The following is a 12,077-nucleotide window of genomic DNA, read 5'->3' as shown; positions in this document are numbered from 1 at the left end:
GCTAGAATGGCGGACGCCGTGTCGCGGCCGCGCCACCGACAGGATGCCATGAACGATTTCGCCGGCAGGTCTTCCGCACTTGGCATCGAGGGGACGCTGCGCGCGTGCGACTGGACGGCGTCGCCGCTCGGCGCGCCGTCCGGGTGGCCGCCCGCGCTCGCGCACGCCGCGCGCTTCCTGTTCGACGCGCCGATGCCCATGCTCCTCGCCTGGGGCGACGCGCAGGGCGTGCTGTACAACGACGCAGCGGCGCCGCTGCTGGGGACGTACCATCCGGGCCTGTTCGGCGCGCGCCTGTCCGACTGGCCCGCGGCGTGGGACGGGCTGGCGGTACACGCGGCGCGCGCGCTGGGCGGCGCAGCGTTCCGCGTCGATCAGTGCCTGCGCACTGCGGGCGCTGCCGGCACCGCGCCGTGGCTGGACCTCGCCTTCGCGCCGCTGCGCGACCTGGAGGGCACGGTGCGGGGCTTCACCTGCACAGCCTGCGGTCCTGCCGCGCTGCCGGCCGGCGACGCGGGCTTTCGCGCCGTCGCCGACGCGATGCCGCAGATGGTGTGGTCGACGCTGCCGGACGGTTACCACGACTACTACAACCAGCACTGGTACGACTTCACCGGCATGCGCGACGGCGAAACGGACGGCGAACTCTGGAACGCCATGTTCCACGAGGACGACCGTGAACACGCGTGGGCGGCCTGGCGCATGTCGCTGGCGACGGGCGCGCCGTACGAGATCGAATACCGCCTGCGCCACCGCAGCGGCGAGTACCGCTGGGTGCTGGGCCGCGCGCTCCCCGTGCGCGATGCCGAGGGGCGCATCGTGCGCTGGATGGGCACGTGCACGGACATCGACCAGCAAAAACGCCACGAGGAAGCACTGCGCCAGAGCGAGGCGCGGTTCCGCCGGCTCGCGGAATCGAACGTCGTCGGCATCGTGCGCTACCGCATGGACGGCACGATCATCGAGACGAACCAGGCGTTCCTCGACATGCTGGGCTATACGCGCGAGGACTTCGAGCGTGATGGCTTGGCATCGCGCACCTTGACGCCGCCGGAATGGGCGGAGGCGACGGCGCGCGCGATGGCGCAGCTGCGCACCGTGGGCCGCATCGAGAACCTCGTGAAGGAATACTTCCGCAAGGACGGCAGCCGCGTCAGCGTGCAGATGGGCTCCATCACGATGGACGATCCGCCCACGGAAGGCGTGGCCGTGATGGTCGACGTCACGCCGATCAAGGAAGCCCAGCGCGCGCTGCACGAGGCGGACCGGCGCAAGGACGAGTTCCTCGCGATGCTGGCCCATGAGCTGCGTAACCCGCTGGCGCCGATCACGGCCGCCGCCGACTTCCTGAAGGTCGGCCGTCCGGACGAGGAGCGCGTGCGCCAGGTGACGACCATCATCGGCCGGCAGGCGCGCCACATGACGGGGCTGATCGACGACCTGCTGGACGTGTCGCGCGTGACGCGCGGCCTGATCACGCTCGAGCGCGCACCCGTGCCGCTGGCCGGGGCGATCGCGGAAGCCGTCGAACAGGCGCGCCCGCAGGTCAAGGCCAAGGGCCATCGGCTGGAGCTGCACCTGCCGTCCGACGAGGCCCTCGTGTCCGGCGACCGCAAGCGGCTCGTGCAGGTGTTCTCCAATATCCTCGGCAATGCCGCGCGGTACACGCCGAGCCAGCCGCCGGACGGCGGGCGCATCGACCTGCACCTGCGCGTGGACGACGCGTGCGTGACCGTGGACGTGTGCGACAACGGCATCGGCATGACACCGGAGCTGACGGCGCGCGCGTTCGAGCTCTTTTCACAGGCAGAGCGCAGCGCCGACCGCGCGCAGGGTGGCCTCGGCATCGGCCTCGCGCTCGTGAGGAGCCTCGTTGAGCTGCACGACGGCACGGTGTCCGCGCACAGCGACGGGCCCGGCCGCGGCAGCCGCTTCACCGTCGTGTTGCCGCGCCTGCGCGTGGAGGGCGACGATGCCGGCGGCGGGCCGGGCGCGGCGCAGCCCGCGCCGCCGGAGCAGGCGCTCGAAGTGCTGATCGTCGACGACAACGTCGACGCGGCCCAGATCCTCGCCATGTACATCGAAGCGGTCGGCCACCGCGCCACGGTCTGGCACAGCCCCGGCCAGGCGCTCGCGTACGCGGCCGGGCACAAGCCGGACCTGTGCGTGCTCGACATCGGCCTGCCGGAATTCGACGGCCACGAACTGGCGCGCCGCCTGCGCGCGCTGCCGGGCATGGCGACCTTGCCGCTCGTCGCGGTCAGCGGCTACGGCCAGGCGCGCGACCGCGACCTCGCGCTGGCGGCCGGCTTCGACCGCCATTTCGTCAAGCCGGTGATGGCGGCCGACATCCTCGACGTGCTCGGGGACGTGGCGCGCCGCCGGGCCACCAACCCGATGGGAGATTGAATGGGCGTCAAACGCATCGTTGCCAATGTCCATACCGCCGACAACGCGCAGGCGCTGGCATTCTACGGCGGCATTCTCGACATGGAAGTCGTGATGGACCATGGCTGGATCGTCACGTTGGCCGGCAGCGGCGGCGGCAATCCCGCGCCGCAGCTGAGTTTCGCGGCGGAGGGCGGTAACGGCACGCCCGTGCCGGACCTGTCGATCGAGGTCGACGACCTGGACGAGGTATTGCGCCGCGCGGCGGCTGCCGGCCTCGCGCCCGAGTACGGCCCGGCAGCGGAGCCGTGGGGCGTGCGCCGCTTCTTCATCCGCGATCCGTTCGGGCGCCTTCTCAACATCCTCCAGCACCTCTAGCCGGCAGGGCTCACTTCGCGGCGGGCCGCGCGAACTGCGCGTCGATCTCTTCCAGCGTCTTGCCGCGCGTCTCCGGCAGCAGGAACGCCGATGCGAGGAAGTAGACGACGGTGCAGGCGGCGCCGAAGAAGAAGATCGTCGAATAGCCGTGGCGCCCGACGGTCGGCAGGAACACGGCGGCGATCGACGTCGACACGAACTGGTTGATCAACAGCGCGATGCTCATGCCGTTCGAGCGGATCCGGGTGGGCATCAGCTCGGACAACGCGAGCCACACGCACACGCCCGGGCCGACGGCGAAGCTGGCGACGAACAGGCAGATCGCCGCTGCCACGAGCCAGCCGTGGCGCGTACCCGGCAGCGGGCCGACCTGGGCCTTCTCGATCACGAGCGGGCTCTCCGCGGCCGCCGCCGGGTCGGGGAACGGGTTCAGGTGCAGGCGGCGGAAGAACGTGCCGATCACGCTGTCCGGCTGGACGGTGTCGGCGCGGCGCGCCTGCAGTGCCGGCAGCGCGGGATCGTCGCTGCGGATGCTGGCCACGTTGGTGAACGGACCATAGGCATAGGCGACCGTCAGCACCTGCGGCGGGCCGGACGGATCGGCGCCCAGTGCGCGCAACGTGGGTGCGTCAAGCCGCAGCGCGAGGCCGTCGTCGCGCGCCAGCCGTGACACCTGGGCCAGCACGTCGCGCTGCTGCACCTCGTTCGCGCGGAACAGCAGGCCGACGCCGAGCAGCGCGACGACGATGCCGGCCGTGCCGGTCATCAGCAGGAAGCGGCGTCCCTTGCGGTCGACGAGGAGCACGGCGACGACCGTCATCACGGCGTTCAGCACCTTCAGCAGCACGTCCGCCAGGTTGGCGTTCGCGCCCGCCAGGCCCGCGCGGTTCAGGATGTTGACGACATAGGCCAGCACGGAATTGATCCCCGTCGCCTGGTTGCAGGCGAGGATCAGGCATGCGAGCAGGAACGGCAGCACGTAGCGGCGCGACAGCAGCGGGTCGGCGCCGCGGGCCGCTTGCGCCTGCGGTCGCGCGATCTCGGCCAGTTCGCGCTCGGCGTCGGCGGCAGCACGGGTGCGCAGCAGCACCGCGCGCGCCGCGTCGAGCCGGCCCCGTTGCGCCAGCCAGCGCGGCGATTCCGCCAGCAGCAGGCAGCCCGCGGTGAACACGATGCCGGGCGTGAGGCAGGCCCAGAAGATGGCGCGCCACGCGTGGTCCTTGGCCGCCAGCACGGCGGCGGCGCGCGCCGCTTCGGGGAGTGTCGCAGCGACATCCGTCGCCGCCTGCACGCTGCGCGCCTGCACGAGGCCGACGACGGCCGCGGCCACGAGGCCTACCGTCAACAGCAGCTGGAACAGGGCGGCGCCCCGGCCGCGCCGGCGCGCATCCATGCATTCGGCGAGGTACAGCGGAACGATCACGCCGATGAGGCCACCGCTGACACCTTGCAGCAGCCGCCCGCACAGCAGCGGCACATAGCCGTCCGCGAGGGCAATGAGCGGGATGCTGGCGACGAACAGCGCGCCGGACAGGACCATCGCGGGGCGGCGGCCGACGACGTCCGCCAGCAGGCCCGCGAACAGCGACGACAGCACGGAGCCGAGCAGCACCGCGGCGACGATGAAGCTGAGCTGCTGGGCATTCAGCTTCCACGCCAGCGCTGCCGTCGATTCGAGATAGGGCAGCGCGCCGGCGATGATGCCCACGTCGATCCCGTACAGCAGACCGCCCATGCCGGCGATGCACAGCAGGTAGCGGGTGGCCCAGGCGGGGGAGCGTGGAAAGCCTGCCGTCATGTCGTCTCCTCGTCGTGTCGTCGACCGCCGAGCTTACCAGATCGATATGGCGCTGCGGACGGCAAGCGCGTTGTTGCGCGGATCCGCCCGTGTTTATTGGGTATGGCAAGTACGGCCTAGCGGGCGTCGCGTACGATCTGCACGAGCGTGTCGAGGCGGTTGCCGTCGACGCACAGGGCGGTGCACGCGGCGAAATCGGCATCCTGCGCGAGCCGTGTCAGCACTGAGCCGCTGGGCATCTCCAGTGCGACGCGGGCGCCCCGTTCCCACGCGTGGCGCGACGTGTCGGCCCACAGCACGGGGCGCGCCATGTTCCCGGCGAGGTCGGCGACGATGGCGTCCGCATCGAACAGGGCGCGCGCCTTGCTGCTGCTGACGTAGGTGAGGCGCGGCCGCCGGCGCGGGACTTGCGCGACGGCGCAGGCCAGCGTACGGGCCTGCTCGTCGAGCAGCGGACAGTGCGAGGGCACGGCGACGGCCAGGCGTTCCGCGCGGTGGGCGCCGTGGTCGAGCGCCAGCGCGGCGACGGCGTCCAGCGCTGCGGCCGCGCCCGCAACGACGAGCTGGCGCGGGGCGTTCAGGTTGGCGACGTACACGGGCGTGTCCGGGCCGTGGACGTGCGCGACCAGCGGCGCCAGCTGCTGGCGCGTGAGGCCGCCGATCGCCGTCATGCCGTAGCCGGACGGGTATGCGTCTTCCATGAGCCGGGCGCGCAACTCGACGAGGCGGACCGCATCGGTGAAATCGAGCACGCCCGCGACGACGGCCGCGGGCCACGCACCGATCGACAAGCCGGCCACCATGTGCGGCGGCGCGCCCAGCGCGTCCAGCACGCGCGCCGTCGCGACACCGGCCACGAGCAGTGCCAGCTGGACGGCGACCGTGGAGCGCAGCGCGTCCGTCGTATCCAGCGCGAGCACGTTGCGGCCCAGCGCCGCCGACGCTTGCGCGAGCGTGTACGCGGCAGCCTCGTGGTCCGGCAGCGCATGCAGCATGCCCGGCTTCTGCGCGCCCTGGCCCGGGAACGTGAACAGGACGCTCATGCCGGCTCCCACGGGTCGGCGACGAGGCGCGGCCCCGCGTCCGTCTTCAACAACACGCCGCCGCCACGCACGTATTCGGCAAGGGCGAAGCCGCCGGCGCCCGTGTCGACCTGGATGTCGATGCGGCAGGGTTGGCCGTCCCGCAGCCCGGCGAGGGCTGCCAGCGTCGCTGCGGCAGGCCGGCGCGGCAGGCGGACGAGCAGATCGAGGTCGCTCGTCGCGCGCAACACGGGGAGTCCGCACGCGAGCCAGTAGCCGGCACCGCCGGCCGGGCCCCAGTCCACGTCGAGGGCGTCCAGCCGCGGTGCCAGTGCGCGCAGGGCGGCGATGCAGGGGAAATCGGCGTCCGCCGCGTGCGCCCGGTGCGCCAACATGCGCGGCGTCAGGATCGACGCGACCGCGTCGAGCGCGACGTGGCCTGGACAGCGCTCGTTGCGGTGCAGCCCGCGCGCGCCGACGGCCACGATGCCGGGCGGCGTCGCCTGACGCCGCACGACGAGCGGCGCCCCGGCATCGAACCAGTCCGGCCGCGCGCCCGCGCACGTGAACGCGCCCGCGTCGCGCGCGAACAGCAGGTCGTGCGGACGGGGCGCGTTCACGTCAGCCCACCAGCGAGCGGGTGGCGAAGTACAGCAGCGACGGCCCGAGCAGGCAGCCGAGGCCCGTGTGGAACGTGGCCACGAGGGCGCCGTACGGCACGAGGCGGCGGTCGGTGGCGGCCAGGCCGGCCGAGACGCCGCTGACGGTGCCGGCGAGGCCGCCGAACACCATCGCGGAGCGCGGCGTGGACAGGCGCAGGAAGCGCGCGGCCATCGGCGTGCCGACCATGACCATGATCGCCTTGACGAGGCCCGTGGCGATCGACAGCGCCATGATTTCCGAGCTTGCGCCGATCGCCGCGCCCGTCACCGGACCGACGATATACGTGACGGCGCCGGCGCCGATGGTCGTGATGCTGACGGCGTCGCGGTAGCCGAAGCCCCATGCGACGCTGGCGCCGACGATGAAGGGCAGCACCGTGCCGAGCATCAGCGCGACGGCGCCCACGAGGCCCGCCTTTTTCGCTTCCACCACCTGCACTTCGAACGCGGTGGCGACGATGGCGAAGTCGCGCAGCATGGCGCCGCCCATCAGGCCGACGCCGGCGAACAACGTGACGTCCGCGAGGCCTTTCTGGCCCCCGGTCTGGATGCCGCCCCAGTAGGCGAGGCCCAGGCCGATGAGGATGGCGATGGCGGAACCGTGCACGCGGCCGAATGTCAGGCGGCGCGACAGCTGCATCGATACGATCATCACGAGGCCCACGAGGGCGAAGGCCAGCACGAGGCCGTTGTGTTTGGCGGTCTTTTCCAGGAGTTCGAGCATGATGGTCCTCTCAGGCGCGTTGCGTGGCGACGCGGGCTTCGGCGTCGGCTTCCGTGTCGGGCGCCGGGCGCTCGCCGCGGTTGATCAGGGAGATGCAGCCGGCGCACACGAGCACCGAAGCGAAGGCGGCGAGCAGCGCGACGGGGCCGCTGCGCAGCGCCGACACGACGTTCTGCTGCGCGGCCATGGCGACGACGACGGGGATGTACATCGCGCCCCAGAACGCGACGCCCATCTCGGTCTGCGCCGGCATCAGCCCGCGCTTGTGCAGCCACAGGCGGGCGCAAATCAGCAGGATCATGGCGATGCCGACCCCGCCCACGTTGGTCTTGGCGCCCAGCAGCGCGCCGAGCAGGTCGCCCAGGAAGATGCCGAGCAGGTGGCAGACGGCCAGCAATGCGGTTCCATAGATAATCATGTGTGTCTCCTCTTCGTCCAAGAAAAAAGGTGCCGGCCGTGTTTATCGTTATTGGCGGCCGGGTGGGTACTGCGGGTAGCTAGTCGGCGGCCTCCCATTCCGTGGCGAGCAGGTCGCGCACGCGGCGCGACGCGGCCCGGTGGGCGCCGCCCAGGCGGCAGGCGAGATCGCGCCGCGGGTCCTCGAGGATGTCGGCCAGCGCAGCCTCCAGCGCGCCGTGCACGAGGGCGATGTCCTGTTCGTCCGGCAGCGCGAGATTCGTCAGCGCCAGCACGTCGTGCAGGATGCCGAGCGACGCGAAGCTCCTGATGTCGTAGGCCATCGGCGGGACGCTGGCGGCCAGCTTCTCCAGCGCTTCGACGGAGCGCAACGTCACGCGCGCGGCGGAGGCCTTGCCCATCGCGTGCACGGCGACGGTTGGATCGTCCAGTGCGATCAGGCGGTTCGCCTGGTAACCGTGGGCGAGGAAGGCGCCCGACATCGCGAGGCCGACGATCAGGCCGATGACGGGGTGGCCGGCCTGGCGTGCGTCGGCATAGGCGGCCACTGCCGCCGCCAGCGCCTGGTGGATGCCGTAGGCTTCCTCGCGCCGGCCGTATGCCTGGCTCGGCACGTCGATGACGGCGACGATGGGCCGCTTCTCGGTCGTGTCGCGGTCCAGTGCGATCACGTCGCGCACGGCCTGCGCGAGGCGCCAGCCCTCGACGAGGCCCACTTCGCCGTTGCGGGCGCGCGGGAAGCCGTTGTCCGGGTCGGGCACGACAGCGATGTAGCGCGCGGGCCGGCCGGCGAGGATGGCGTCGCAGGCGTGCACCGTCGTCCAGTCGTGGACGGGATGAGCGCCCCCCGTCAGCAGCCGCAGCCACATCGCGCCGCGCGAGGCGTGGTAGGTCGTCGCTTCCATCATCCGAGTCCTTTTCCGTAGATGCGGCGCACGTCATCGGGCGTCGCCTGGGTAGTCGTGTCGACCCGCGCGAGGCAGGCGAGGAAGTCGGCCGTGCGGTCGCTGCGGTGCACGGCCGGGGCGCCGCGCGCGAACAGGGCGGCGACCGTGGCGCGCACTTGGGCCGTGTCGTCCTCCACGCAGGCGTCCGCCAAGTGTGTGACCGTGCGCTGTTCGCCGCCCGTCAGGCCCCAGATCAGCGCGCGCTGACGCGCATCGAATTCGCCGACACCGGCTTCCTGCTCGATCACTTGCGGGCCGTTGAGGCCGAGGCGCGCCTCGCGCGTCATCACGAAGTACGAGCACAGCCCGGCCGCGATCGACATGCCGCCGTAGCAGCCCACCGTGCCCGCGCTGACGCCGACGACGGGCCGGTGCCGGCGCAGTGCGACGATGGCGGACTGGATCTCGGCGATGGCCGCGAGGCCAAGGTTCGCTTCCTGCAGGCGCACACCGCCCGTCTCGAACAGGATCACGGCTTGCGTGGGCACGCCGCGTTCGTTGTCGCGCACGGCGAGTTCCAGCGCGCCGGCGATCTTCGCGCCGCCAATTTCCCCCATGCTGCCGCCCTGGAAGGCGCCTTCGATCGCCAGCACGACGGTGGGTTGGCCCGCGAGCCGGCCCTTGGCGACGACGACGCCGTCGTCGGCCTGCGTCACGAGCTTCTGCATGGCGAGCCAGGGCGAGTGCAGGCGTTCAAAAGGCCCCGCCAGTTCGCGGAACGTGCCCGGGTCCAGCAACGCCTGCGCGCGGCTGCGGGCGCCCCGCTCGATGAAGCTGTCGCGCTTCAACAGGTTCTCGATGCTCATGGCGTCCCTCCCTTGGTGGCTGCCTGTTCGTACGCCTGCTCGATGCGCATGCGCACGACGCCGGGCGTGGCGCCGTTGTCGTTGATTTCGATACGGGCGGCCGGCAGGTCGCCGGCGCCGAACACCCGTTCCAGCAGCGCCTTCCACGTGGCGCCGTAGCCGTCGACGGCCGTCTGCACGGCCACCGTCGTGCGGCCGGCGCCGGCCGGCTCCAGCAGCACTTCCAGGTCGCCCGAGGCGACGACGCCGCTGACCGTGCGTCCCGCGGCCGGCTGGCCCGCGGCAAATTCGTAGTCCAGTCTTTCCATGTTTATCCAAGCTCCATCGTCGTTGCGGGGACCGCGACCCCGCGCTCGATACGGTCCAGCAGCAGCGTGGCCGCCAGCAGGTCGGCGGCGCCGCCGGGCGAGACGTGCATCCGGCGCAGCCGTGCTTCGAGCACGCCGAACGCGCGCCGGCCGTTCGGCGTGGCGATGCCGCCGCAGGCCAGCACGCGCCGCGCGCCGTCCTGCGCAGCGGCCAGCGCCTTGCGGCCGCCGCGTGCCAGCAGGCAGGTGTCGTCCAAGGTGGCCATCACGGCCAGCAGGGCGTTCACGCGGGCGTGGTGTTCGGCGTCGCCGCGTGCCCGCGCCAGTTTCAGCATCGGCAGCGCGTGCCCGACCACGTGCGGGAAGCCGGCGCGGGCCTGTCCGCGCGCGCCGCCCACGCCGTGCTCGATGCAGGCGCGCTCGCCCTTGTGGCCCGTGCTGGCCGGTGCGCCGGGGTCGGCGACGCGGGCCAGCCGGCCGGCGCGGGCGGCGATGCGGGCGGTATCGGGGCCCGTCGATGCGGCCGCCGTCACGAGCAGGCCCAGCGCCCAGATCGCGCCGCGGTGCGTGTTGATGCCGCCGCTGGCCGCCATCATCGTGGCTTCCGCATCGCGGCCGATGGCGCCGATGCGACGGCGCAGCCGGTCATCGTCGTTGACGATCGTGCCGCCGGCCAGCGCCATCTGTGCAAATGCGGGACGCAGCGCGCAGGCGGACGCGCACATCAGGGGCCAGCTCAGGTCGCGGTGGGCGCCGGCGCCGCGCAAGTCGACGAGGCCCGGCTTCGGCGTCAGCATGGCTTCGTCGACGAGGGCCGTCACGGCGTGGTCCGCGAGGCGTAGCGCCACGTCGGCGGTGAGGATGTCGCGGACGGGGAAGGGATTCGCGGCCGTCATCACCAGCTCCTGAATTTGGCGGGCGGCTCGTACAGGCCGCCGGACCAGTCGACCAGCTCCGCGATGCTCTTCGCCGCGAGCAGCGAGCGGGTCGCGTCGGCGCGGCGCACGCCGATGTCTTCCGGCAGCGCGATCAGGCCTTGCGCGCGCATGCGGGCCGTCTGCGCGGGATCGTGGCGCAGCCCGATCGGCGTCACGCCGGCCACCGCGGCCAGCATCGCCTTGCGTTCTTCGAGCGACTGCGCCTTGTACAGGTAGGCGATGCCTTCCTCGGTCAGCACGTGGGTCACGTCGTCGCCGTAGATCATCACGGGTGCGAGCGGCATGCCGGACGCCTTGCCCACGTCCACGGCGTCCAGCGATTCGACGATCGTGGGCTGGCTGCCGTCCTGGAACGTCTCGACCATCTGCACGACGAGCTTCTTGCCGCGCGCGAGCGGGTCGTCCGTCTGCACGAGGTCGAGCCAGGCCGGCGTCGGATGGCGGCGGCCATGCGGATCGTGCCCCATGTTCGGCGCGCCGCCGAAGCCCGTCAGGCGGCCGTGGGTGACGGTCGACGAATTGCCCAGGCCATCCATCTGCAACGTGGAGCCGATGAACAGGTCGACGGCATACTGGCCCGCGAGCTGGCACAACGCGCGGTTCGAGCGCATGGAACCGTCGCGGCCGATGAAGAACACGTCGGGGCGCGCGGCCGTGTAGCGTTCCATCCCCAGCTCCGCGCCGAAGCAATGCACGCTGTCGACCCAGCCCGATTCGATGGCGGGAATGAGCGTCGGGTGCGGGTTCAGCGTCCAGTTGCGGCAGATCTTGCCCTTCAGGCCGAGCCGTTCCCCGTACGTGGGCAGCAGGAGTTCGATGGCGGCCGTGTTGAAGCCGATGCCGTGGTTCAGTGACTGCACCTGGTGGCGCTCGTACACGCCGCGGATCGCCATCATCGCCATCAGGATGTGCACGGGCTTGATGAGGCGCGGGTCGCGCGTGAACAGCGGCTCGATGTAGAACGGCTTGTCGGAGCGGACCACGTAGTCGATCCACGCGCCGGGGATGTCCACGCGGGGCAGGTCTTTCGGATCGTCGACGATCTCGTTCACTTGCGCGATCACGATGCCGTCGCGGAACGCCGCCGCCTCGACGAGGGCCGGCGTGTCTTCCGTGCTGGGCCCCGTGTAGAGATTGCCCTGGCGGTCGGCCTTGTAGCCCGCGACCATGACGACGTTCGGCGTCAGGTCGACGTACAGGCGGGCATACAGTTCGATATAGGTATGCAGGGCGCCCACTTGCAGCTGACCCTCCTGCAGGAATTGCGAGATGCGCAGGCTTTGCGCGCCCGCGTAGGCGAAATCCAGTTTGCTGGCGACGCCCCGTTCGAACAGGTCCAGGTGCTCCGGCAGGCTTACGCTGGGCATGATCATGTGCAGGTGGTTCACGCGGTCCGGGTCGACCTGCACAAGGGCGCGCGCGAGGAAGTCCGCCTGTTTCTGGTTATTCCCCTCGAGGACCACGCGGTCGCCGCTGGCCAGCAGCAGTTGCAGCGCCTCGACGATACGTTCGCTGTCCAGCACGGGACCGTCGGCGAGGTGGCTCGCTGCCGCCATCCGGCGCGCCTTGTCGCGGCGCCGCGTATCCCACTGGCGCGGGGCCGGCGTGTTGCTTTCCATGTTGTCTCCTTTGTACGGACGGTAACGCCAGCATAGGAACACGACGCCGGGCCTTCAATCAACGCGGCAC

Annotated in this window: 12 protein-coding genes; 2 read left to right on the top strand and 10 right to left on the bottom strand. The window is 71.5% G+C overall.

Features of this window, described 5'->3' with window-relative positions:
* Positions 1-48 precede the first annotated feature (48 nt).
* Both HAV22_RS12205 and HAV22_RS12200 read left to right on the top strand, forming a co-directional pair.
* Positions 49-2,409 (top strand): hybrid sensor histidine kinase/response regulator, encoded by a 2,361-nt coding sequence (locus HAV22_RS12205; RefSeq protein ID WP_166859345.1) that lies wholly within the window; start codon positions 49-51, stop codon positions 2,407-2,409.
* Entirely contained in the window at positions 2,410-2,766 is a 357-nt protein-coding gene (locus tag HAV22_RS12200; RefSeq protein ID WP_166859344.1) for a VOC family protein, read from the top strand. It abuts the gene before it with no gap.
* A 10-nt stretch (positions 2,767-2,776) separates the two neighbouring features.
* Here the strand turns inward: HAV22_RS12200 and HAV22_RS12195 are convergent, their stop codons facing one another.
* From HAV22_RS12195 to mdcA, 10 genes are all read right to left on the bottom strand, one after another.
* Positions 2,777-4,564, bottom strand: coding sequence for an MFS transporter (locus HAV22_RS12195; RefSeq protein WP_166859343.1), 1,788 nt, complete (start codon positions 4,562-4,564; stop codon positions 2,777-2,779).
* 116 nt (positions 4,565-4,680) lie between these two features.
* Positions 4,681-5,607: a malonate decarboxylase subunit epsilon gene (gene mdcH, locus HAV22_RS12190; RefSeq protein ID WP_166859342.1), complete on the bottom strand. Its 927-nt coding sequence runs from the start codon at positions 5,605-5,607 to the stop codon at positions 4,681-4,683.
* Entirely contained in the window at positions 5,604-6,206 is a 603-nt protein-coding gene (locus HAV22_RS12185; RefSeq protein ID WP_166859341.1) for a malonate decarboxylase holo-ACP synthase, read from the bottom strand. Before HAV22_RS12185 ends, mdcH begins: the two co-directional genes overlap by 4 nt.
* Before the next feature lies 1 nt (position 6,207).
* Positions 6,208-6,972, bottom strand: coding sequence for a malonate transporter subunit MadM (gene madM, locus HAV22_RS12180; protein WP_166859340.1), 765 nt, complete (start codon positions 6,970-6,972; stop codon positions 6,208-6,210).
* Positions 6,973-6,982: 10 nt separating this feature from the next.
* Positions 6,983-7,390, bottom strand: coding sequence for a malonate transporter subunit MadL (gene madL / locus HAV22_RS12175; RefSeq protein WP_166859339.1), 408 nt, complete (start codon positions 7,388-7,390; stop codon positions 6,983-6,985).
* A gap of 79 nt (positions 7,391-7,469) precedes the next feature.
* Entirely contained in the window at positions 7,470-8,297 is an 828-nt protein-coding gene (gene mdcE, locus HAV22_RS12170; protein ID WP_371869622.1) for a biotin-independent malonate decarboxylase subunit gamma, read from the bottom strand.
* On the bottom strand, positions 8,294-9,142 hold the full coding sequence (locus HAV22_RS12165; RefSeq protein ID WP_166859337.1) for a biotin-independent malonate decarboxylase subunit beta: 849 nt from the start codon (positions 9,140-9,142) through the stop codon (positions 8,294-8,296). The genes mdcE and HAV22_RS12165 overlap by 4 nt, the downstream gene beginning before the upstream one ends.
* Positions 9,139-9,450, bottom strand: a complete 312-nt coding sequence (locus tag HAV22_RS12160) for a malonate decarboxylase subunit delta (RefSeq protein WP_166859336.1) — start codon at positions 9,448-9,450, stop codon at positions 9,139-9,141. Before HAV22_RS12160 ends, HAV22_RS12165 begins: the two co-directional genes overlap by 4 nt.
* A 2-nt stretch (positions 9,451-9,452) precedes the next feature.
* Complete coding sequence (locus HAV22_RS12155; protein ID WP_166859335.1) at positions 9,453-10,346, bottom strand: triphosphoribosyl-dephospho-CoA synthase; 894 nt, start codon at positions 10,344-10,346, stop codon at positions 9,453-9,455.
* Positions 10,346-12,007: a malonate decarboxylase subunit alpha gene (mdcA, locus tag HAV22_RS12150; RefSeq protein ID WP_166859334.1), complete on the bottom strand. Its 1,662-nt coding sequence runs from the start codon at positions 12,005-12,007 to the stop codon at positions 10,346-10,348. Before mdcA ends, HAV22_RS12155 begins: the two co-directional genes overlap by 1 nt.
* Positions 12,008-12,077: the final 70 nt, after the last annotated feature.

Origin of the sequence: Telluria antibiotica (assembly GCF_011682055.1) — a bacterium.
GTDB lineage: Bacteria > Pseudomonadota > Gammaproteobacteria > Burkholderiales > Burkholderiaceae_D > Telluria > Telluria antibiotica.
Note: the sequence above shows the minus strand (reverse complement) of the source record. Positions and strands in the feature narration are given on the sequence as shown.

Excerpts from the sequence above, each read along its gene's own strand:
- HAV22_RS12205 (WP_166859345.1), top strand. The coding sequence starts at position 49 with ATGAACGATTTCGCCGGCAGGTCTTCCGCACTTGGCATCGAGGGGACG.
- HAV22_RS12200 (WP_166859344.1), top strand. The coding sequence starts at position 2,410 with ATGGGCGTCAAACGCATCGTTGCCAATGTCCATACCGCCGACAACGCG.
- HAV22_RS12195 (WP_166859343.1), bottom strand. The coding sequence starts at position 4,564 with ATGACGGCAGGCTTTCCACGCTCCCCCGCCTGGGCCACCCGCTACCTG.
- mdcH (WP_166859342.1), bottom strand. The coding sequence starts at position 5,607 with ATGAGCGTCCTGTTCACGTTCCCGGGCCAGGGCGCGCAGAAGCCGGGC.
- madM (WP_166859340.1), bottom strand. The coding sequence starts at position 6,972 with ATGCTCGAACTCCTGGAAAAGACCGCCAAACACAACGGCCTCGTGCTG.
- madL (WP_166859339.1), bottom strand. The coding sequence starts at position 7,390 with ATGATTATCTATGGAACCGCATTGCTGGCCGTCTGCCACCTGCTCGGC.
- mdcE (WP_371869622.1), bottom strand. The coding sequence starts at position 8,297 with ATGATGGAAGCGACGACCTACCACGCCTCGCGCGGCGCGATGTGGCTG.
- HAV22_RS12165 (WP_166859337.1), bottom strand. The coding sequence starts at position 9,142 with ATGAGCATCGAGAACCTGTTGAAGCGCGACAGCTTCATCGAGCGGGGC.
- HAV22_RS12160 (WP_166859336.1), bottom strand. The coding sequence starts at position 9,450 with ATGGAAAGACTGGACTACGAATTTGCCGCGGGCCAGCCGGCCGCGGGA.
- HAV22_RS12155 (WP_166859335.1), bottom strand. The coding sequence starts at position 10,346 with ATGACGGCCGCGAATCCCTTCCCCGTCCGCGACATCCTCACCGCCGAC.
- mdcA (WP_166859334.1), bottom strand. The coding sequence starts at position 12,007 with ATGGAAAGCAACACGCCGGCCCCGCGCCAGTGGGATACGCGGCGCCGC.